The organism is Martinezella calliandrae (genome assembly GCF_030272695.1).
In the GTDB taxonomy this organism is placed as follows: Bacteria; Pseudomonadota; Alphaproteobacteria; order Rhizobiales; family Rhizobiaceae; genus Rhizobium; species Rhizobium calliandrae.
This window is the reverse complement of the sequence record NZ_JARFYN010000017.1, coordinates 114,030-133,881: the sequence shown is the minus strand read 5'-3', so window position 1 is coordinate 133,881 and position 19,852 is coordinate 114,030. Positions and strand designations below refer to the sequence as shown.

The following is a 19,852-nucleotide window of genomic DNA, read 5'->3' as shown; positions in this document are numbered from 1 at the left end:
GCAAGAATCGGGTGGCTGCGCGGCGCTTTTGCAACCAATAATGGGGCACTTGCGTGAGAACACACAGGGACGAACGACATGACCGTGATGCCCAGAAACCGGACGGCATTTAGACAAACGGCGGTCGCCGATGACCCGCGTTGGGCCCGCATCATCGCCCGAGACCGGACTGCCGATGGCCATCTTTGGTACTCGGTGGCAACGACCGGCGTTTATTGCCGGCCCTCCTGTCCGTCGCGAACCGCAAATCCCAAGAACGTGCAACTGCATGGTTCGCTGGCGGCTGCTAAAGCAACCGGCTTTCGCGCTTGTAAGCGGTGCAATCCGGATGGTCCCTCCGCAGACGACGAGAACGCCGCGATCATCGCGCGCGTTTGCCGCTTGATCGAAGAAAGCGAGGAAGAGCCGTCTCTAAACGACTTAGCGGACGCAGCCGGACGCAGCGCCAGCTATTTTCACCGGCTATTCAAATCCGCAACCGGCCTGACGCCCAAAGGTTACGCCTCGGCACACCGCGCGGCGAAAGTTCGTGAAGGCCTTGCGAGCGGCAACAGCGTGACCGAGGTGATTTACGATGCCGGGTTTAATTCGAGCGGCCGTTTCTACGAAAAATCCACCGTTATGCTCGGAATGACGCCGACCCAATATCGACTGGGAGGTGCCAATGAGGATATTCGTTTTGCGGTCGGTCAATCGTCGCTGGGCGCAATCTTGGTGGCGTCAAGCAAAAAAGGCGTGGCGGCTATTCTCCTTGGCAGCGATCCCGATGCGCTGCTGCACGATCTCCAGGATCGTTTCCCCCGCGCCAACCTGATCGGCGCCGACGGCGACTACGAAGCCCTTGTGGCGCGTGTCGTCGGCCTCGTGGAAGCGCCCGGTCTTGGAACCGACTTGCCGCTCGACGTTCGCGGCACGGCCTTTCAGCAGCGCGTTTGGCAGGCGTTGCAGGAGATCTCGGCTGGCCAGACTGTTTCCTATGCGAAGATCGCTCGCCGGGTCGGCTTGCCTAAGGCGGTACGCGCCGTTGCTGGAGCGTGTGCGGCCAACAATCTTGCTGTCGCAATCCCATGCCATCGAGTGGTGCGCAATGACGGTTCGCTTTCCGGCTATGCCTGGGGCGTGGAGCGAAAACGTGTTCTGCTTGATCGTGAAGTCGCCGAAGGCCGCTGAAGGCCCGATCAGCATCTTTCCGTATTGCAACCGCCGCATCCTGATATGTCTGGCGCATGTCGCTCGAGCGAGGCAATATTTCTGATATGAACGCACCCCTTCAGAATCGCGTGACCCCATTCGGCGATATCGTGGCGATTTCGCAGAAAGGACTGTTCACGGGCAATCGCGGCATCATCCACAATCCGGCGACCAAAACGCTTTTGAATAAGCGCTGGTCAAGCAAGGCGTGGTTAGTTTGCACTTGCGAATACAAAGGCCGCCGCCGTGATGTCATGGCTAACAGGAGCTGGACCGAGCTCTTCTTTCTCGACGAGGCCGTAGCATTGGCCGCGGGCCATCGTCCCTGTTTCTTCTGCCGACGGGAGGCCGCAAAGGCATTTCGCGCGGCGTGGGCGGGGGCGAGGGGACAGGCCGAGCCCCCGGTAGCCGTCATGGACGCCGTCCTCCACAGCGAACGTATGGCGCGAGGACGTAAACGCATACATGCGCTTCCGGGGCCGCTGCGTGAGCTATCGGATGGCACGGTCATCGTCGCATCCGGTTCGGCCTACACGATATCTGATGGTCGGGCTTTTCGCTGGACCGAGAATGGCTATGAGGGGCCGCAGAAGCTCGTTCACGCCGAGGGCATGCTGACCCCGCCATCGACATTCTTGGCGCTTCGGGCCGGCTATCGAGCGATCCTTCACCCCATGATCGGGACATTGTAAACGGGCCAACTCCACCGGCCAATTTGATGGGCTCGGATTGCTGGTCTGCAGGTCGCGAATATGTGCATCGCCAAATGCCAAGAAAACTTGGCGATTTGAAAGCAAGGACCGGAGTGAGGACGGATGCCTGTAGCTCTATTGTCGATGATCATAAGGATCATGGAGCTAAGCAAATGAGCCTCACCAACATGGATGCCATCTCGCGGCGCGAGTTGTCGGCCAAGCGCGCTACCACTTCAAACGACATCGCTTATTCGATCGGCGATAGCGCCTTCGGCAAGATACTCGTCGCACGCAGCGTCGTCGGGGTATGCGCTGTCCTGATCGGATCGGACGACGACGCCCTGACGAATGATCTCGCGGCGCTCTTTCCGACGAGCGGACTGATTTCGAACGAACCACGCCTTCGCGGTGATCTGAATAAAGTTGTTCGGTTAATCGAGAGACCTGAAGCCGGACTTGATCTTCCGCTCGATATGCGGCGCGGCACGCCGTTCCAACGCCGGGTATGGGATGCTCTTCGCGCAATTCCATGCGGCGCCATGGTGACCTACGCCGCGCTTGCCCGTCGCATCGGCGAGCCGAACGCAGCCCGCGCCGTTGCCAGCGCTTGTGCGGCAAACGCGATTGCTTTGGGCATACCCTGTCACCGGGTCGTCCGCAGCAATGGCACTCTGTCGGGCTATCGTTGGGGTATCGAGCGCAAGCGCGCGCTCATCGAGAAGGAAGCGAGAGCATGAATGCCCATTCGAAACTCAATCCATCGGCCTCTGCGGCGCACTCCGCAGAGGCGCGTGTCGCCCTATATGATTGGCAGAAGCTATCGGACGAGCTAACCGGGTTTGGCTGTGCGGTGATGGAAAAGCTGCTGTCGCCCGAGGAATGCCGGGCAATCGCGGATCTCTATCCGCAGGAAGAGCACTTCCGCAGCCATATTCATATGGCGCGCCACGGTTTCGGCAAGGGCGAATACCGCTATTTCAAATATCCGCTCCCCGATCTAGTTGGCGGTTTGCGCTCGGCGCTCTATCCGCGATTGGCCGAGGTTGCCAACGACTGGAACGGCCGCATGGGCATCGATCAGCGCTACCCCGCAGACCATGCCGCCTTCCTGAAGGAGTGCCATGATGCGGGCCAGTCGCGGCCGACGCCACTCTTGCTGCAATATGTTCCCGGCGATTTCAATTGCCTGCATCAGGACCTCTATGGCGACCTCGCATTCCCGTTGCAAGTGGCGATCCTGCTTTCCGAACCGGGAAGGGATTTCACAGGCGGCGAGTTCGTCCTGACGGAACAGCGCCCGCGTATGCAAAGCCGCGTCGAGGTCGTGCCGCTGCGCCAGGGCGACGCGGTCGCCTTCGCCGTCCACAATCGTCCGGTCCAGGGCTCCAAGGGCAGCTATCGTGTCAACCTCCGGCACGGCGTCAGCCGCCTTCGCTCGGGCATGCGCCATACCGTCGGCATCATCTTTCATGATGCGAAATGAGCGATCCAGCTGGCCTAGCGAAGGCAGCTAAGACCTGTTTCCGCGTCAAAAAGATGTATCGCTTCATCATCGAATGATAGTGACAACTTACCATTGTAGGTGACTGGCGTGCGGGGAGGGAGGCAAGCCGTCAATCGCTGGTCACCGGCAAGGGCGGTGACGACGAGCTCGGGGCCGGTCAGCTCCGCGATTTCAGGCATGGCTTCGATCGATAGAGCGGCTTGTTCCAGACGCAATGCCTCAGGTCGTATGCCGAGGACAAGTTGTTGGCCTTCTGTTACTTTGCCCTTGAAACGTTCGGGAAGCAGCAGGCAAGTGCCTGCACCTTGCAACTGCAACCCTTCGGGCCGAAGCGTGGCTTTCAAAAGGTTCATCGGCGGCACGCCGACGAAGGTTGCGACATAGAGCGTTGCAGGACTGTTATAGATCTCCTCCGGCGTGCCTAGTTGCTCGATCCTTCCGTCCCGCATGACCGCGATCCGGGTGGCGAGCGTCATCGCCTCGATCTGGTCGTGGGTGACATAGACGATTGTCGTCTTCAGCATCTGATGAAGACGCTTGAGTTCGGTGCGCATTTCCATGCGCAGTTTGGCGTCAAGGTTCGAAAGCGGTTCATCGAAGAGGAAGACTTCCGGCTTGCGCACTAGTGCGCGGCCGATTGCAACACGCTGCCGCTGGCCGCCGGAAAGCTGGCTTGGCTTGCGGTCCAACAGATTTTCGATCTGAAGCAGTTTCGCAGCCTCGCGCACGGCTTTGTCGCGCTCTGCCGCCGGCACTTTGCGCATCTCAAGGCCGAAGCCGATATTGCGGTGGACCGTCAGGTTTGGATAGAGCGCATAGGATTGGAACACCATGGCGATGTCGCGATCTTTGGGGTGCACGCCCAGAACGGAGCGATCGCCTATCCGCACGTCGCCGCTGGTCGCCTCGGCAAGGCCGGCGATGATGTTCAGCAGCGTGGACTTGCCGCAGCCCGAAGAGCCGAGCAGCACCAGGAATTCGCCGCTTTCAAGCGCGATATCGATGCCTTTCAGTGTCTCGACTTGACCATAGGTCTTGCGGATGTTCAGGATTTCGAGCGCGCTCATCCGATGGTCTCTCCGGAAGTCTTGAGCTTGCCATAGCTGCGAGGAAGGGTGGAAATGGCGCGCGAGGCGACCTCTGTTCCCGCCGTCAAGCAGTTGGACAGCATCTCGCCGCGGGCAAGTGCTGCCAGGAATGCGGCATTGAAGACGTCGCCGGCGCCGATCGTATCCACGACCTTCACCTGAGGTGCGGTGACTGCAACCAATTCGCCGTGCTGATCGATGGCGATCGCGCCTTCGGGCCCACGTTTGACGACGACGATCGCGCCATCCGGCATATGCGAGCGCAGTTGACGCGCAGCCTCTGCCGTATCGTCGAGACCTGCAAGCATCGTCGCTTCGACCTCGTTTAACAGGGCGATACCGCAATGTGACAGCCACCCACGCGCGGCGGCACAGTTTTTATCAGTCCAGCCATCGAGCGGCCATCCGGTGTCGAGTGCGATCGTGACGCGATGCTGATCGGCCCACTCGAACAGGGCGCCGTAGTCATGCGTCAGGTCGTCGGTCAGGAAAGAGCCGCAGACAAGGGCGTAACCGCCCGAAAGCGTCGATCCGTCGAGAACGGCAAAGACATCGGCAAGGTTAAGATGTGGCAGGTGACCGCGCGTGGTGAAGAACGTCCGTTCGCCGTCCGGATGGGTGATCCCAACCGAAAGCGTCGTGCCCTCCGGTCGCACCGGCCAATGCGCCGCGCGGTCGCCGAAGGCTTCGCTCAGCCAGCGGCCGAACTGATCATTGCCGACATTGGCGGCGATCTTGAAACTGACACCCATGCCCTCCCAGGCAAGCGCGCTATTGCCCGCCGCGCCGCCAACACGCAGTTCGTCATGGTCGACGATGACCTCGGTGCCGGCCTTCGGCCAAGGTGCGGCAGGCCCAAGGATCAGGTCGACATTGACATTGCCGATGACTGCAAGTGGCTTCATTCATTCACTCCGCGTAATTTTCGTCGAACGGACCGGCGTTCCCGCATTGTCGACGCGGGCTTCGGCAAAAGCGATCATCAGCCGTTGCGCGACCGGCAGCATGGCAAAGATTGCCGCAAGACCGGTCGCTGGCTCGAAGCCAAGTGTGACAGCCCCGGGCACCGGCTCCTCGCCGGATGCATCGAAGACGACGGTCGGTGCCCCGGTTTCCACAGCGGAAACGATCATCGCGGTGACGAGGCCTTCAGTATTGTCTTGTCCGCGAAACAGAACGACGCCGATGTTTGGTCCAAGCATTTCCATCGGCCCGTGTCTAAGCTGTCCGCCTTCGAGCGAGAAACATGGGCGGCGGGACAGTTCCGTGAGGCCGAGCGCAAGCGCTTCGGCAACGCCCTGCAATTTGCGGCCGGACGTGACGACTGTTTCGACATTCGTGAGCGCGGCGAGTGCCGGCGCGATATCAACGTCTTGAGGGGATTTCAAAACGGCTAGCGCTGCCGCTGGGTCTTCGCCGAGCGCGGCAAGCACCGCGAGATGGAGGGCAAAGGTGACCGTCAGGCTGCGAGTGGCAGCAAAGGCCAGTTCCGTGCCGCCCGCGCCAACAAGGGACGGCGCAGTCCTTGCCAGGAAAGAGTGGCTCTCAAGCGTAAGCCCGAATGTTTCGTTCGTGCCGCCGGTCTCATTGAACCAGCGGACGACCTCAGCGCTTTCGCCGGATTGCGAGGTTACGAAGATGGTGCGGCCCTGCAGCATCAGCGGTTGGCCGAGTTGTTCGGATAGCGGTAGCGCGATCGCATCGATGCCCAGATCACGGTAGAGCGGTTCGACAGCGCGGTTGACGGCATGCGATCCGCCCATGCCGAGGAGGAGGAGCTTGCCCGTCTTCTTTAGCGAGGCAGCCGCTTTTGCAGCCATTTCGGCAGCACCTTCGCAGGACGCGATGGCGTCAGCATGCTGGCGCGCCATTTCGCGATCGATTGCAACTAGCCCCGTCGGTCGTGTCATTTGTCCGGTCATGGTCATCCCTTAACGCCGCCGCTTGTCAGCCCTGAAATCAGGGCGCGTTGCATCACGAGACCGACCAGCACCGGGGGCAGGGCGGCAAGCACACCGGCGGTCGCAATCAGTCCGTAATCGGATACACGTCCGCCAGCCAAATCGGCGATCGCGACGGTGAGCGTCTTCGCACGCTGGTCGGATGTAAAAAGCAGCGCATAGAAGAATTCATCCCAAGCTAGCAGGAAAGCAAAGAGCGCCGATGTCGCGATCACCGGCATGGCAAGCGGCAGCGTGATGATCTTCAGCGTCTGGAACAGGCCGGCGCCGTCGATCATGGCAGCGGATTCGATTTCTCTCGGAATGGAATCGAAGCCTGATTTCATCAGCCAGGTCGTGAATGGCGCAAGGATGGTGAGGTAGACGAGCGCAAGCCCGAAGACGTTGTTCAGCATGCCGAGATAGGCAAGGCCCATGTAGAGCGGCACGGCGAGCGCCACCGGCGGCAGCATGTAGGTGGCGATCACCATGGACAGCGACCAGCCGACGGATGGCGTGCGCGACACTGCCCAGCCCGCCGGAATGGCAAGCGCAATGGCGGCGATCGTCGCCATGCCCGCGACCTCGATACTGTTGCGCAGCGAAGAGGTGAAGGCGGCGCCGGTGCTGTTCTCGATCGTCGAGAACAGCAGTCGATAACGGGAGAAATCGGCCGTTTGCGGCCACCAGCGCAGCGGTTTCGCCGCGAGATCGGCCGCCGGTGAAATGCTCATGACGAACAGCCAAAGGATCGGCGCGAGAATGACGCCGGCCAGCACGATTGCCGAGACGTAGATGAATGCGGTGAAGATCGGATTTCTGCGCTCCATCAGGCAGCACTCCCCACCGTCTTGCGCACCAAAGCGGCATAGCCGGCGGCGAGCACAGTCACCAGCAGCGTCACCATCAGTGCCAGCGAGGCACCGGATCCGGCCCGCTGAAAAGAGAAAGCCTCCTGATAGACAAGGATGGACAATGTACGCGTGCTGTTGGCTGGGCCGCCACGAGTCATGACCCAGATGATGTCGAAGACTTTGAAAGCTTCGATGGTACGCAGCACCAGCGCCACCATCAGCGGACCAGCGAGATAGGGCAGGATCACGAAGCGAAAACGGGAAAGCGGCCCGGCGCCGTCGACCAGCGAGGCAGCCGTGATATCGCGCGGGACGGCCTGCAGCGCCGCCAATGCAATCAGCGCGACCAATGGAAAGTTCTTCCAGCAATCGGCGACGATCAGCGCCGCGAGCGCGGTGCCGGGTTCTCCTAGCCATGAACGATAGGTATCGATCAGACCTAGCTGCGTCAGCGCCGCGTTCAGGGCGCCATATTCGGGATTGTAGATCAATCGCCAGAGCGTCGCATTCACGACAGTCGGCAGAGCCCAAGGCAGGATCATGAGTGCGCGCAGCGCCGTGCGACCACGGAATTCCTGATTGAGCAGCAATGCGGCCAGCACGCCGATCACCATCTCGGCGGCAACGGAAATGACCGCAAAGAGAGCCGTCGTGACCAGCGTCCGTTGGAAGTTCGAACCGGAGATCATCTTCGCATAATTATCAATCCCGACGAAATTGCCTTCGGTGCCGACGAGCTTGGCGTCGGTGAAGGAGAGGCGGACGGTATCGACCAAGGGCCATCCGATGACGGCGATCATGACCACGAGGAGCGGCAGCATCAAAAGCCACGCGCGGGTTGTCATCCAGGTGCCGGACATTTTGGGGCCGCCCTTTTTATTCGTCGGACTGGATTGGAGACGGGCGGCACTTTGCGCCGCCCGTCCTAGACTGTCTTAGAGGCCGCTGTTATCGGCAGCCGATTTCAATGCATCTTCCGGCGAGGACTGGCCGAGCAGCGACTCCTGGATCGCTTGTTGAAGTGCAGTCGAAAGCTCCTGGTATTTCGGCGTCGTCGGGCGCGGGTACATGGCTGCAAGGCCAACCTTTGCCGCAGCAATCAATTCTTCCTGTCCCTTCGTGACCGCCGGGTCCTGGTAGGAAGACGCCCAGATCGGCAGGCTGAGCTTGGCATATTGGTTCTGTGTCGGTTGCGAAGTCATGAAGCTGATGTATTTCCAGGCTTCGTCCGGATGCTTGCTGGCTGTCGTGACGCCGAGGCCCATCGAACCGTTCACTGCAGAAGCTTCGCTCTTACCGGCAACGCCCGGAGCCGGTACGACACCGACCTTGCCAGCGACTTTACTGTCCTTCGGATCGTTTGCCATATTGTACATGTAGGTCCAGTTTAGCGCGAAAGCGGCGTCGCCGTTTTCGAAGACTTTGCGAACGTCTTCCTCGAGGAATTCCTTGGAGTTCGGGTTGGTGAGGCCGGATGTGTAGCTCGAAACCATGTATTTCAGGGCATCAAGACCGCCACCGGTCTGGAAGGCCGGCTTGCCGTTCTTCAGGAAGTCTCCCTTATAGGCGCTGACGAGCGTCGTGTAGTCGCAGATGGCGGCTTCGGCCTGCGACCAGCTCCAGGCGATCGGGGTCGCCAGCAGTCCCTTGTCCTTGATCGTCTTTGCCTGTTCGGCGAGCTCGTCCCAGGTCTTCGGTGGGTTCTTGATGCCAGCCTTTTCGAGGATGTCCTTGTTGTAGAATAGATATTTGGTATCGAGAATCCACGGCATGCCGAAATATTTGCCGTCATATTGAACCGTCGTCCAGGCGCCTGGCAACACACCCTTCTTCATGTCGTCAGTGATGCGCGAGGACACATCGACGAGCACTTTGTTGGTCGCGTATTCGGCTGGCCAGATCACATCGAAGAGGACGACGTCATAGCCGCCGCCGGAGCCCTGTGCCAGCACCGTCTTGTCGTGGAGGCCCTCATACGGAACGAATTCGAGATTAACCTTGATGTCCGGGTTCGCCTTGGTGAAGGCGTCGGTCATAGCGCGCACGTCGGATTCGCTATAGGCGGCCTGTGCCATGAAAAGTGCGTTGATCGTGGTTTCGGCAAATGCGTGCGAAGCAAAAGACACCCCGATCAGCGCGGCGCCGAGCAACGTCTTATTAATGGATTTCAACATTCCATCCTCCAGTTTTTTTGACTTTCCCGCGATTTCCGATGGCGGCTTGCGTCGCGACCGGTTGTTGAAAAGGCAGCCAAGATCGGATGCCTCGTTTTGTCGGATCGTTGTTAGGGCCTCATTCGCCCCGATTGTTCCCGCGAAACTCTTCGGCTTCTTATTAAGTCAATTGTCTTGACTTAATTACTTCTTCAATATTCTACTGGTGTCAAGAGGGAATTGCACATGAACGATACCCGCCCCATCCGCGCCAAGAGCGGCACCAATCACGAAGGCACCAGTGCTCATAACCGCCGGGTGATGATCGATGCGTTGCGCGTCAATGGGGCGCTTTCCCGTGCGGACCTGGCGCGCGCGACGCGGCTGACGAAACAAACGGTTTCCAACATCATCGACGAGCTTGAAAGCGACGGCCTCGTGACATCGCGGCAAACGGTGCGCAATGGCCGTGGGCAGCCTTCAACGCCCTACGCTTTGGTTCCGGAAGGGGCGTTTGCTATCGGTCTTCAAATCGACCGGCATATGACGAGGGCAATAGCCGTCGATCTCGTCGGGAATGTACTTGTCCGACTGGAGGCGAAGCTCCCCTCAGGTGGGCCGACGACGGGCATCAGGGTCATTCTCGACCTCATTGCCGCCGTTCGAAGACATCTGACGGCCATCGCATCACAATCCGAACAGAGGCTCGTCGGCCTCGGCGCGGCGATGCCAGGTCCATTCGGCCTTGCCGGAAATGGCGACGATCCCTGGATGATGGAGGCCTGGCAAAAATTTCCACTGCTTGAAACTCTTGCCGTCGGCACTGGCCTCGACGTCAGCATCCAAAATGACGCCGCCGCCGCCACGATCGCAGAACGCATGGTCGGCGCGGCGCATGGGCTCGATCATGCCGTTTGCCTCTATATCGGCTATGGTATCGGTGCAGGCCTTATACTCGGCGGCGAGCTCTATACCGGCGCCTATGGCAATGCCGGAGAAATCGGGATGGCCTTGCTGGCCGTCGGAGGCAAGTCGACGCCGCTCGAACATCGTGCATCGCTGGCTTCGCTCTATCAGTATCTATCTCTCGATCCGGCCGATCCGAATCTCTACGTCAAGATCCATGACCTCGTATCCACCGAGGATCGCAGGATCGTTGAATGGGTCGAGACGGCTGCCGCTGATCTCAGATGGAGCGTGCACCTGATCGAAACTGTCTTCGATCCGCAGACCGTCATCCTATGCGGCAGCGCACCGCGAATTTTGGTCGATCGGCTCCTCGTTACCATGGGGCCGTTGCTGCCGTCGCTCGCCGAACGCCCGGATCGTACGGTTCCGCGCCTGCAGGTTGGAATGGCCGATCCTTGGTCCGTCGCGCTAGGCGCCGCCGCCGGACCGATCAGCCTGGAATTCGATCCGCGCTATGCCGCAATCTTGAAGGACTAGCCGCTTCACGGCCCGATTTCCAATCTGTTCCCTCTTAACCGCAACCGCACGAACGTAACCCGGCCCCACCTGATGTGACCGAATCAGTCCGGACGCTACCGTAGATAGCGGCCCGCGGACGGCAGCGGTGATGATGTCGCGATCAGTCGTGGCAATCGACCGACCTTGAGGCGCCCTCAATTTTGCGATGAGACATTTAGCCAACTCGCGCAAGCTTCGGATCAGCTGTCCCTGTTACGGGTTGTAATAACAACAATTCTGGCGATGAGCGCAGGCACTATACAAATACAAGTAGTCAATTCGTTCGCATTATTCCTGCGCCTTTGCCCCGTGGTCGCTCAAATATCCGAAAGCAACGGCAGCCGCCTATCCGGTTGACACGCAAGGGCCATCAAGCTTAAATTTGGAACGCTCGTCTATGACATCAATCATCTCTTCTTTGCCCGCCAATTTGATCCGGTCGCTTCCCACGGCCACGATCGCATCTCTGACCACAGCTGAGGTCGCGACGCTGAGTACGAGCCAAATCAATGCGCTTACCTCAGCCCAGATCGCCGTGTTGGGTACGCAGGACATTGCTGTTCTCACCACGAAGCAAATGAGCGCCATATCGGCAAGCGCTATCGTAGGCTTGGGGCTGGACCAATTGGCCGTTCTGTCGTCGGTCCAGATTGGCAGCCTGTCCACGGGCGAGGTGAAGGCACTGACCACCAGCCAGATCGGGGCGCTGTCGACGGCGCAGATCGGCTCATTGTCGAGCCCGCAGATCGGCTCTCTGACCGCTGCAGAAATCGGCGCCCTGTCGTCGCAGGATATTGCGGCATTGTCGAGCGACCAGATCGAAGCCATCAGCGCGCTTGCCCTGTCGAAGCTCTCCACCGATAGCCTCGCCTTGCTGTCCACCGGCACGATCGCCGCTTTGAAGACGGCGCAGATCGCGGCGCTGACGACCAGCCAGATCGGTGCGCTGACGACCGGGCAGATTGCCGCCTTGAGCTCCACGCAGATAGGCGCCTTGAGCGCGAAGCAGGTTGCCGCCTTGAGCACCGTCGCGGTGGCGGCCCTCTCGACCGCGCAAATCGCCTCGCTGAAGTCTGCTTCGATTGCGGCATTGACCACCAGCCAGATCGCGGCGTTGTCGACGGCGCAGATCGGCTCATTGTCGAGCCCGCAGATCGGCTCTCTGACCGCCGCAGAAGTCGGCGCCCTGTCGTCGCAGGATATTGCGGCATTGTCGAGCGACCAGATCGAAGCCATCAGCGCGCTTGCCCTGTCGAAGCTCTCCACCAATAATGTCGCCTTGCTCCCTACCGGCACGATCGCCGCTTTGAAGACGGCGCAGATCGCGGCGCTGACCTCCAGCCAGATCGGTGCGCTGACGACCGGGCAGATCGCCGCTTTGAGTTCCACGCAGATGGATGCCTTGAGCGCGAAGCAGGTTGCGGCCTTGAGCACCGTCGCGGTGGCCGCCCTTTCGACCGCGCAAATCACCTCGCTGAAATCTGCCTCGATCGCGGCACTGACCACCAGCCAGATCGCGGCGTTGTCGACGGCGCAGATCGGTTCGTTGTCGAGCCCGCAGATCGCTGCCCTGACCGCTGCAGAGGTCGGCGCCCTGTCGTCGCAGGATATTGCAGCATTGTCGAGCGACCAGATCGAAGCCATCAGCGCGCTTGCCCTGTCGAAGCTCTCGACCAATAACGTTGCGTTGCTCTCTACAGCCACGATCGCCGCTTTGAAGACCGCGCAAATCGCAGCGCTGACCACCAGCCAGATCGGTGCGCTCACGACCGGGCAGATCGCCGCTTTGAGTTCCGCGCAGATAGGCGCCTTGAGCGCGAAGCAGGTTGCCGCCTTGAGCACCGTTGCCGTTGCTGCCCTCTCGACCGCGCAAATCGCCTCGCTGAAGTCTGCCTCGATCGCGGCACTGACCACCAGCCAGATCGCGGCGCTGTCGACGGCGCAGATCGGCTCATTGTCGAGCGCGCAGATCGCTGCCCTGACCGCCGCCGAGGTCGGCGCCCTGTCGTCGCAGGATATTGCAGCATTGTCGAGCGACCAGATCGAAGCCATCAGCGCGCTTGCCCTGTCGAAGCTCTCGACCGATAACGTTGCTTTGCTCTCTACAGCCACGATCGCCGCTTTGAAGACCGCGCAAATCGCGGCGCTGACCACCAGCCAGATCGGTGCGCTTATGACCGGTCAGATCGCCGCTTTGAGTTCCACGCAGATGGGTGCCTTGAGCGCGAAGCAGGTTGCGGCCTTGAGCACCGTCGCAGTGGCCGCCCTTTCGACCGCGCAAATCACCTCGCTGAAGTCTGCCTCGACCGCGGCACTGACCACCAGCCAGATCGCGGCGTTGTCGACGGCGCAGATCGGTTCGTTGTCGAGCCCGCAGATCGGCTCTCTGACCGCTGCAGAGGTCGGCGCTCTGTCGTCGCAGGATGTTGCAGCATTGTCGAGCGACCAGATCGAAGCCATCAGCGCGCTTGCCCTGTCGAAGCTCTCCACCGATAGCCTCGCCTTGCTTCCTACCGGCACGATCGCCGCCTTTAAGACAACGCAAATCGCGGCACTGACCACCAGCCAGATCGGTGCGCTCACGACCGGTCAGATCGCCGCTTTGAGTTCCACGCAGATGGGCGCCTTGAGCGCGAAGCAGGTTGCGGCCTTGCGCACCGTTGCCGTTGCTGCCCTCTCGACCGCACAAATCGCCTCGCTGAAGTCCGCCTCGATCGCGGCACTGACCACCAGCCAGATCGCGGCGCTGTCGACGGCGCAGATCGGTTCATTGTCGAGCGCGCAGATCGCTGCCCTGACCGCCGCCGAGATCGGCGCCCTGTTGTCACAGGATATTGCGACCTTGTCGACTGGCCAGATCGAAGCGATTAGCTCCAAAGGCCTGCCGGGATTGTCAGCCCATGATATTTCCATACTGTCTAGCGAGCAATTGTACGCTATCACGACAACCCAGGCGCTGGCATTAAACTCGGCGCAAGCCGAGGCGATCATTGCCGCCTATGCTGCTTTTAGCTGACTATGACGCGCCCCTGAGAGCGGAATATTTGCGGTCTCGAAAGGACGAAGAGGAACGGCTGGTATCGGGCAGAAGGCGACGCTAACGCAAGCGCGCGACCAGTCTGCGCCCGGCGCTATTGACGCCTGGCCGCCGACGCTGCACGGCACGGGCACGGAGGACTATTTGAACACGGCATGGTGCCCGACACAGGACTACGGCGCCCCGTTCGACTCTGCTCAAGAGCTGAAAGCTCGACCACGATGGCGCTAACGCATTCGATCAAAGCGTCTGCATCTTACTTTTCTGGTCGAAGGCGTTTCCATCGCCAGGTCCGGAACGGCGCGTCCCAACTCCACCTTCCGATTTGTCACGGTTCGTATGATTTAGTGCACAACCGTTAGACGTTCTTTAGTCCTGACGTGTATCCTTCGGCTCACGTCGCAAAAGCAGACGAGCGCCCGTGTATTCGCCATTCGTAATTTCCACTCCATGGGCAGCAAACGCGGCTTTTATTTTCTCCTTTGTTGTTTCGCTGGCCGATCCTGTCGATTCAAATCGGTGAACCGTTGAAAATGCAATGCCCGCGTTGTCAGCGAGATCCCGGACGGACCATTTCAGGATTGCTCGTGCCGCTCTGTTCGCTTCCGGTGTAAGTTCTGCCATTTTTCACCAAAATGAATACGCTTGTATCGAAATCGCTTGACGGTGGCCACCAATGCGCCTATGAATACACTTGTAGGCGCGTGCTGGTGATTCTGCCAGCGTGCACGCGTTCGCATGCGTCAATTTCGTTTTGAACGCTGACGCCCATCGGGCGAGGGGAGTTTCAATGCCAGAAATTCACACACAAGGTAGTGCCGATCGTGTCGGGCTGCTCGACATCATTGATACGCTGAGAGCTGGACAAGACTACTGCGAGGCCATCAGACTTGCATCTTGTGGTATTGAAGACCGCGAACTAGGTGCAGCCTTCTACGTGTTGGCTGAGACAGCCAAAGACGGCGTGGTGGGCGGTCTGGAAGGTTGAGCAGCCCTATCCGAACTCGGGCTGGATGCGCTGACCGACGGCCGGCGTTGCAGCGCCGGCCGTCGAGATGCAGTTTGAAGATCGCCTTAGTTATTCGATGACGCGATCATCGATCGCCGACGCCCGAGAGTCCTCATTGGCGAATGCGGATGATCGTCTTCCCCGTGCGTCGCTCGATCGGATTGAAGGCGGCAACGGCTTCGTCGAGCGTCGCGATGTTGCTGATGTTGGCCCGCAGTCGTCCGTCCCGCACCCGTTGGACGATCTCGTTCAGTTGGGCGCGATCGGACTCAACAACGAAATCAACTGCCAGGCCGTCGGTGGGCCGCCCCTCGGCTGGCCCGACAACCGTCACAAGCGTTCCTCCGGGCCGGACCAACGTTGCGGACCGCTTCTGGACATCGCCACCGATGACATCAAATACGATATCGACACCGCCGACGTCTTCCAGGGTGTCATTCCCGAGGTCGACGAATTCATTTGCACCGAAGTCGAGCGCCTTCTGACGGTCAGCGGAGCGTCCGGTGCCGATGACGTAGGCACCAAATTCGCGCGCCAGCTGCGCTGCAATCGACCCAACCGCGCCGGCCACGCCATGTACGAGGACACTCTGGCCGGCCTGGAGGCGGCCGTGCTGAAACAGTCCCTGCCATGCTGTCAGGCCCGAGATCGGCAGGCTTGCGCCCACCGTGAAGTCGACATCGCCCGGCAGCGGCGCGAGGTTGCGTGCCTCGACAGCAACGTACTGCGCCAGGGTGCCGTCGCGATACCAGTCCGTGAGACCGAACACCCGCTGCCCCACCGACAGTCCCGTCGTACCATAGCCGAGAGCGGTGACCACGCCGGCCAGCTCATGCCCGGGTATCGATGGCGTCCGCTCGCGACCAGCGCGATCGGTCCAAGTGGAGGGCCAGGTCAGCTCGGTCGGGACGAACCCCGACGCATGAACCTCAACGATGACGTCGTTTATCGCCGGCTGCGGCTCGGGCCGCTCCGCCAACGACATGCCGGCCGTTCCCGCGGCTTGATCAGTTGCTACAATCGCTTTCATGGAATTATCTCCTCAGATATTTGTTGGATTGGGTATTGCAGGTGCGGAAAGCCTTCTCGATCTCCCGCGCAGATTAGCTATCGGTTCGACGCCTTCCGCGACGACCTCGATGTCAAATTGCTGTGCGATGTCGACCAGACCACTGCTCGGATTTCCCTGGAGCCACCACACCGATTTTGCCGCGCTTCCAGGTTTTCCGTCGCATTCAACCCCGCAGTGGCGGCGGGCGCTTCATCGTCAAAAGCTCCGTTACATCGTGCAGATCATCTGTTGATGAGATGCCAAGGGTCAGCCATTTACCGTCGACGTATGTTTTGGCTTCATCGTAGAGCTTGATCAGCTGCGGGCGCCAGACATAGCGCCGCTCCTCGAACTTCTCTCGTTCTGCTCTGCCCATGACCACCACGGCCGAAAACCGCCGGTATTCCGGCACCAAGGTGGTGAACGCCTTGGTTTTCTTGTAGCGCATGGACCAACCGCGGTTCTTGCCACCGTAGAGCCACTCCGGCGCAAAAATGCCTGGGTAGAATTCATCGATCCATGTCTGTAACTTGGACCAATGGCCGAAAGCTTCCAGTCCGATCCATTCTCGAACGGCTTTGTCATCAGGCGGTGCTGAATTGTCGGTGATCCTGTCGCCGATATGGGGAAGCGTGGTGGTTGGTAAAATCATCTGAAAGCCTCGTTTTCGTAGGCCGGCGGGCCGGAGGGGATTAAGATTGAGGTGCGCGCCTGGCGACACTCTCCAGAGCAGGTGGCACCGCGTTAGGGGCAGCCGGTGCTCGACAGGACGGCTGAGCCGCCGTGCATGCCTGAAGCTCCGTGACCACGGTGAGGTCGAGGGCGGCGAGGACTTTCTCTCTCGCCAAGGATGCTTGGTCCCAGTCGAGGAACGCGGTGGCCTGTAGGGGGAGAAATTGCTGGGTCTTCAGCCCAATTGAGCTGAGTGCCAGCGAGAGATACGGCGTCAGAAAGTCCGGCTGGTTGGCTCGGTCGCCGGTAAAGACGCCGCCGGAAGCGACACCGATGAAAACCGGATGGTCCCGGAGCATTCCCACCTTCCCCGCCGGCGTCGACGTCATCGTGCGACCGACGCGCAGGATCTGGTCGATCCACGCCTTGACGACGGAGGGAACGGTGAAGTTGTGCATGGGCGTGCCGATGACAATCACATCGGCTGCCTCGACTTCCTGGATTAGTTTTTCCGAGACATCGAGAGAACCCTTGGGCGGGGCGGCCAACGTGGCCGGCGACGCCAACGCAGCGGCGTATTGGGCCTCGGTGTGGGGGAGGGGTTCGGCCCCCAAATCACGCCGCGTGATGCTTGCCCCGGGCGCAACCTCAAGAAGTTTTTCGACGATCGCCGCCGAAAGCTCGCGGCTATGCGATTTTTGACGCGCACTGCTATCGATATGGAGAATGTTCATGTAACTGATCCCAATGGCTTCATGAGGTTGCGACAGGACAGAGCTCAGATCGATCCAGCTGGCCTAACGGCCGGAAAGTCCTTGTCGGGATCGAACACGTTGTTGAAGAAGTTGGTGAGTGAGTACATCGCTACCAGCGCGACGATCTCGATGATGTTCGCATCGGTGTAGCCCACATCGCGGACGGCTTGCAGGTCGGTGTCGCTGACCTGCCCTCGGGTTTCGATGACCCTGCGCGCAAACTGGACGGCGGCGTCCCGCTTCGGATCGTTGGCATGGCCCTTTCGCGCAAGAATGATGTCATCAGCCGGCAACTTGGCCATATGTTCGGCTGTGAAGCTGTGAACCGTCAGGCAATAATTGCAACCGTTCACTTCGGAGACGGCGAGGCCAATGCTGTCTCGAGTCTTCACGTCCAATGCTTTGCTCAGGGAGCCGAGTAAGGTGGCCCACGCGTTGAACGCGATCGGGCTTTGCGCGAAGGTCGCCAGCATATTTGGGGTGAAACCGATGTTCTTCGTGAAAGCGTCGAGAGTCGGTTTCGATTCGGCCGGGACCTGTTCAGGCGTTAGGGCAATAGTTCTAGGCATCATAATCTCCTTAAGTTTCTGATTGAGTTGCGAATTATGCAAAGTCCAGGACATCGGCCACTGGCAGGCGCGGCTTCTGCGGCCAGTTTCCGGCCCGCTCCGGCCCTACGGTCAGCAGCATGACCGGGATTTCGTCCTCGGCCAGGCCGAACTCTCTGTGGACGGCGTCTGCGTCGAAACCGATCATTGGTGTCGAACCCAGGCCGAGGGAGCGAGCTGCATAAATGATTGCTGCGGTGCCGAAGGTAGCTGAACGTACTGCCTCGTCGCGCTGCCGCTGGGGTTGATCGTCATAAAGCCCGCGAGCGGGGATTTCCCATTCGGGCACCAAATGTGCCGGCATGATGCCGGCTTCCACCACCGGCGCCAGGCGCTCGGGAACTGTGCTGGCATCTGCCAATTGGCCGATGACGATGAAGGTGACGGCGGCGTCTGTGATCGCGGGCTGATTCCAGGCGATTGGACGCAACCGAGCCTTGGCTTCAGACGTACGGACGGCGATGAACCGCCAGTTCTGGAGGTGGAACGACGTCGGGGCCGAAGTGCCGATCCGCACCAGTTCGCGAATTTGCTCGTCACTCAGGGTGGCGGTCGGGTCGTAGTACTTCGTGGCCCTGCGGCTCAGGATAGATTCGATGACGGCGTTCGTCAGCGTCGGTTCATTGGCTGCGTTGCTGATGTAGTTCATTGGGTGGCTCCCTCATCAAGTGATTACGGAGCCCAATTTACGATCGTATATGAGAATATCGAGACTTGATTTGCTCAATATAATGCTCGAAAGGATCAATCGCGCGTGTCGATCTAGTCCGCGCGCGTTCCGCCGCTATGCGGCTGCCTGCGCCATTCCCCGGGCGTCATCCCCATTCTCTCGGCAAATACACGGCGGAATGCCGAAACAGATTGGTAGCCGACCGCTTCGGCCACAGCTTCGGTGCTGATCGCCGGCTTTTTTAACTCGTTGGCTGCCAGGCTGATGCGCAGATCGGTCAACAGATCGAGGGCCGAACAACCCAGCCTGTCCTGAAAGTGCCGCATAAACGTGGCGCGTGACATGCCGCACAAGTCCGCGAGATCAGGCAGTTTCCAAGGCCGGGCCGGGTCGGCAAGCATGGCCGCTATGGCTGGAGCCAGCCGCGGATGGCCGGCCAGGGCGAGCAACCCTTCGGGGGCTTTCTCGGACTCACTCGCGGCGCGAAGCACGAGTGTGAACAAGGCCGAAGAAAGCGCATTGAGAACCGCGCGCCCACCTGCTCGGTCGCCCGCCGCCTCCATTCGCATCAGCCCCACCAGACTGGCCAATTGACTGGAAGCGGGCTCGATGTTGTCGTCCGCATGGTCGTTCATAGCCCGCGTCACTAGGCTGGTGGGCAGATAGGTTCGAATAAGTCGATCATGAGGCGGCATGATGAAGAATCGGCCACATAACAGATCGAGTTGCTCCCCGTTACTGTCGTTCTCGCTCAGCATCCAACCGGCAGACCCTCGGTGCTGCTGAGTGGGGATTGGAGTTTGCCCGCTGCCATCGTGCAGCACATGCGCCGCTCCGTGAGGTAACAGCACGATATCTCCGCTCACCAACTCCCTCGCTGTTCTCGTCTCCGGATCCTCGAAAATGGCACGGCCCTTGACGATGACGTGGTAGGGGATTTCGTTCGCGGCCGCCCGGCCCCAGGCCAGGCGCCATGGCGCACCGTAGGCACAGCGGACTTCGAGCTGACCGGTGACCGTGATGATTTGCAGGAGATGGCTCAGCCAGTCGACTTCAGACATAGGACCTCGGGGACTTAAAACGCTCAAGCATCCTATCTTACTTGCACGATGGCTGTACGCGCTACTTAGCCAACATATCGGGGTAATTGTAAGCTAG

At 60.1% G+C, this 19,852-nt stretch carries 21 protein-coding genes; 8 read left to right on the top strand and 13 right to left on the bottom strand.

Annotated elements, in window-relative coordinates; genetic code table 11:
* Positions 1-78: 78 nt before the first annotated feature.
* The 4 genes from ada to PY650_RS15300 all read left to right on the top strand — a co-directional run bounded on the left by ada (position 79) and on the right by PY650_RS15300 (position 3,369).
* Positions 79-1,170 carry a bifunctional DNA-binding transcriptional regulator/O6-methylguanine-DNA methyltransferase Ada gene (gene ada, locus PY650_RS15315; protein ID WP_285880202.1) on the top strand — a complete coding sequence of 364 codons (1,092 nt, stop codon included), beginning with the start codon at positions 79-81 and terminating at the stop codon, positions 1,168-1,170.
* Positions 1,171-1,256: 86 nt separating this feature from the next.
* The gene (locus PY650_RS15310; protein ID WP_285880201.1) at positions 1,257-1,883 is read left to right on the top strand and encodes a hypothetical protein; all 627 of its coding nucleotides are present in this window, start codon (positions 1,257-1,259) and stop codon (positions 1,881-1,883) included.
* Between the two features lie 173 nt (positions 1,884-2,056).
* Positions 2,057-2,623, top strand: coding sequence for a methylated-DNA--[protein]-cysteine S-methyltransferase (locus tag PY650_RS15305; RefSeq protein ID WP_285880200.1), 567 nt, complete (start codon positions 2,057-2,059; stop codon positions 2,621-2,623).
* Entirely contained in the window at positions 2,620-3,369 is a 750-nt protein-coding gene (locus PY650_RS15300; protein ID WP_285880199.1) for a 2OG-Fe(II) oxygenase, read from the top strand. Before PY650_RS15305 ends, PY650_RS15300 begins: the two co-directional genes overlap by 4 nt.
* Before the next feature lie 14 nt (positions 3,370-3,383).
* On the opposite strand, the gene PY650_RS15295 is transcribed toward PY650_RS15300, so the two are convergent.
* The 6 genes from PY650_RS15295 to PY650_RS15270 form a co-directional block, all read right to left on the bottom strand.
* Entirely contained in the window at positions 3,384-4,457 is a 1,074-nt protein-coding gene (locus PY650_RS15295) for an ABC transporter ATP-binding protein (protein WP_285880198.1), read from the bottom strand.
* A complete protein-coding gene (locus tag PY650_RS15290; RefSeq protein ID WP_285880197.1) occupies positions 4,454-5,383 on the bottom strand; it encodes a PfkB family carbohydrate kinase in 930 nt (309 codons plus the stop codon). The genes PY650_RS15295 and PY650_RS15290 overlap by 4 nt, the downstream gene beginning before the upstream one ends.
* A complete protein-coding gene (locus tag PY650_RS15285) occupies positions 5,384-6,406 on the bottom strand; it encodes an SIS domain-containing protein (RefSeq protein ID WP_285880196.1) in 1,023 nt (340 codons plus the stop codon).
* The gene (locus PY650_RS15280; RefSeq protein WP_285880195.1) at positions 6,403-7,248 is read right to left on the bottom strand and encodes a carbohydrate ABC transporter permease; all 846 of its coding nucleotides are present in this window, start codon (positions 7,246-7,248) and stop codon (positions 6,403-6,405) included. The genes PY650_RS15285 and PY650_RS15280 overlap by 4 nt, the downstream gene beginning before the upstream one ends.
* A complete protein-coding gene (locus PY650_RS15275; RefSeq protein WP_285880193.1) occupies positions 7,248-8,132 on the bottom strand; it encodes a carbohydrate ABC transporter permease in 885 nt (294 codons plus the stop codon). The genes PY650_RS15280 and PY650_RS15275 overlap by 1 nt, the downstream gene beginning before the upstream one ends.
* Positions 8,133-8,207: 75 nt before the next feature.
* On the bottom strand, positions 8,208-9,446 hold the full coding sequence (locus PY650_RS15270; protein ID WP_285880192.1) for an extracellular solute-binding protein: 1,239 nt from the start codon (positions 9,444-9,446) through the stop codon (positions 8,208-8,210).
* Positions 9,447-9,671: 225 nt separating this feature from the next.
* On the opposite strand from PY650_RS15270, the gene PY650_RS15265 reads away from it, so the two are divergent.
* The 3 genes from PY650_RS15265 to PY650_RS37140 all read left to right on the top strand — a co-directional run bounded on the left by PY650_RS15265 (position 9,672) and on the right by PY650_RS37140 (position 14,160).
* Positions 9,672-10,871: an ROK family transcriptional regulator gene (locus PY650_RS15265; RefSeq protein ID WP_285880190.1), complete on the top strand. Its 1,200-nt coding sequence runs from the start codon at positions 9,672-9,674 to the stop codon at positions 10,869-10,871.
* Positions 10,872-11,289: 418 nt separating this feature from the next.
* Complete coding sequence (locus PY650_RS15260; RefSeq protein ID WP_285880188.1) at positions 11,290-13,908, top strand: beta strand repeat-containing protein; 2,619 nt, start codon at positions 11,290-11,292, stop codon at positions 13,906-13,908.
* A gap of 24 nt (positions 13,909-13,932) precedes the next feature.
* Entirely contained in the window at positions 13,933-14,160 is a 228-nt protein-coding gene (locus tag PY650_RS37140; RefSeq protein WP_349644496.1) for a DUF2961 domain-containing protein, read from the top strand.
* Positions 14,161-14,298: 138 nt separating this feature from the next.
* On the opposite strand, the gene PY650_RS15250 is transcribed toward PY650_RS37140, so the two are convergent.
* Positions 14,299-14,553, bottom strand: coding sequence for a helix-turn-helix domain-containing protein (locus tag PY650_RS15250; RefSeq protein WP_285880187.1), 255 nt, complete (start codon positions 14,551-14,553; stop codon positions 14,299-14,301).
* 166 nt (positions 14,554-14,719) lie between these two features.
* Here PY650_RS15250 and PY650_RS15245 point away from each other — a divergent pair, with 166 nt between their 5' ends.
* Positions 14,720-14,917, top strand: coding sequence for a hypothetical protein (locus PY650_RS15245; RefSeq protein ID WP_285880186.1), 198 nt, complete (start codon positions 14,720-14,722; stop codon positions 14,915-14,917).
* Positions 14,918-15,050: 133 nt separating this feature from the next.
* Here the strand turns inward: PY650_RS15245 and PY650_RS15240 are convergent, their stop codons facing one another.
* The 6 genes from PY650_RS15240 to PY650_RS15215 all read right to left on the bottom strand — a co-directional run bounded on the left by PY650_RS15240 (position 15,051) and on the right by PY650_RS15215 (position 19,755).
* Positions 15,051-15,968 (bottom strand): NADP-dependent oxidoreductase, encoded by a 918-nt coding sequence (locus PY650_RS15240; protein WP_285880184.1) that lies wholly within the window; start codon positions 15,966-15,968, stop codon positions 15,051-15,053.
* Between the two features lie 205 nt (positions 15,969-16,173).
* On the bottom strand, positions 16,174-16,641 hold the full coding sequence (locus tag PY650_RS15235) for a DUF3788 domain-containing protein (RefSeq protein WP_285880183.1): 468 nt from the start codon (positions 16,639-16,641) through the stop codon (positions 16,174-16,176).
* A 40-nt stretch (positions 16,642-16,681) separates the two neighbouring features.
* Positions 16,682-17,395, bottom strand: coding sequence for an FMN-dependent NADH-azoreductase (locus tag PY650_RS15230; protein WP_285880181.1), 714 nt, complete (start codon positions 17,393-17,395; stop codon positions 16,682-16,684).
* Positions 17,396-17,439: 44 nt separating this feature from the next.
* Positions 17,440-17,985, bottom strand: a complete 546-nt coding sequence (locus tag PY650_RS15225) for a carboxymuconolactone decarboxylase family protein (protein WP_285880180.1) — start codon at positions 17,983-17,985, stop codon at positions 17,440-17,442.
* Between the two features lie 34 nt (positions 17,986-18,019).
* Entirely contained in the window at positions 18,020-18,673 is a 654-nt protein-coding gene (locus PY650_RS15220) for a nitroreductase family protein (RefSeq protein WP_285880179.1), read from the bottom strand.
* A 113-nt stretch (positions 18,674-18,786) separates the two neighbouring features.
* Positions 18,787-19,755 carry an AraC family transcriptional regulator gene (locus PY650_RS15215; protein WP_285880178.1) on the bottom strand — a complete coding sequence of 323 codons (969 nt, stop codon included), beginning with the start codon at positions 19,753-19,755 and terminating at the stop codon, positions 18,787-18,789.
* Between the last annotated feature and the right edge of the window lie 97 nt (positions 19,756-19,852).

Excerpts from the sequence above, each read along its gene's own strand:
- PY650_RS15310 (WP_285880201.1), top strand. The coding sequence starts at position 1,257 with ATGAACGCACCCCTTCAGAATCGCGTGACCCCATTCGGCGATATCGTG.
- PY650_RS15220 (WP_285880179.1), bottom strand. The coding sequence starts at position 18,673 with ATGAACTACATCAGCAACGCAGCCAATGAACCGACGCTGACGAACGCC.
- PY650_RS15230 (WP_285880181.1), bottom strand. The coding sequence starts at position 17,395 with ATGAACATTCTCCATATCGATAGCAGTGCGCGTCAAAAATCGCATAGC.
- PY650_RS15300 (WP_285880199.1), top strand. The coding sequence starts at position 2,620 with ATGAATGCCCATTCGAAACTCAATCCATCGGCCTCTGCGGCGCACTCC.
- PY650_RS15295 (WP_285880198.1), bottom strand. The coding sequence starts at position 4,457 with ATGAGCGCGCTCGAAATCCTGAACATCCGCAAGACCTATGGTCAAGTC.
- PY650_RS15270 (WP_285880192.1), bottom strand. The coding sequence starts at position 9,446 with ATGTTGAAATCCATTAATAAGACGTTGCTCGGCGCCGCGCTGATCGGG.
- PY650_RS15235 (WP_285880183.1), bottom strand. The coding sequence starts at position 16,641 with ATGATTTTACCAACCACCACGCTTCCCCATATCGGCGACAGGATCACC.
- PY650_RS15245 (WP_285880186.1), top strand. The coding sequence starts at position 14,720 with ATGCCAGAAATTCACACACAAGGTAGTGCCGATCGTGTCGGGCTGCTC.
- PY650_RS15250 (WP_285880187.1), bottom strand. The coding sequence starts at position 14,553 with ATGGCAGAACTTACACCGGAAGCGAACAGAGCGGCACGAGCAATCCTG.
- PY650_RS15225 (WP_285880180.1), bottom strand. The coding sequence starts at position 17,985 with ATGCCTAGAACTATTGCCCTAACGCCTGAACAGGTCCCGGCCGAATCG.
- PY650_RS15290 (WP_285880197.1), bottom strand. The coding sequence starts at position 5,383 with ATGAAGCCACTTGCAGTCATCGGCAATGTCAATGTCGACCTGATCCTT.
- PY650_RS15280 (WP_285880195.1), bottom strand. The coding sequence starts at position 7,248 with ATGGAGCGCAGAAATCCGATCTTCACCGCATTCATCTACGTCTCGGCA.
- PY650_RS15265 (WP_285880190.1), top strand. The coding sequence starts at position 9,672 with ATGAACGATACCCGCCCCATCCGCGCCAAGAGCGGCACCAATCACGAA.
- PY650_RS15275 (WP_285880193.1), bottom strand. The coding sequence starts at position 8,132 with ATGTCCGGCACCTGGATGACAACCCGCGCGTGGCTTTTGATGCTGCCG.
- PY650_RS15240 (WP_285880184.1), bottom strand. The coding sequence starts at position 15,968 with ATGAAAGCGATTGTAGCAACTGATCAAGCCGCGGGAACGGCCGGCATG.
- PY650_RS15285 (WP_285880196.1), bottom strand. The coding sequence starts at position 6,406 with ATGACCATGACCGGACAAATGACACGACCGACGGGGCTAGTTGCAATC.
- PY650_RS15215 (WP_285880178.1), bottom strand. The coding sequence starts at position 19,755 with ATGTCTGAAGTCGACTGGCTGAGCCATCTCCTGCAAATCATCACGGTC.
- PY650_RS15305 (WP_285880200.1), top strand. The coding sequence starts at position 2,057 with ATGAGCCTCACCAACATGGATGCCATCTCGCGGCGCGAGTTGTCGGCC.
- ada (WP_285880202.1), top strand. The coding sequence starts at position 79 with ATGACCGTGATGCCCAGAAACCGGACGGCATTTAGACAAACGGCGGTC.
- PY650_RS15260 (WP_285880188.1), top strand. The coding sequence starts at position 11,290 with ATGACATCAATCATCTCTTCTTTGCCCGCCAATTTGATCCGGTCGCTT.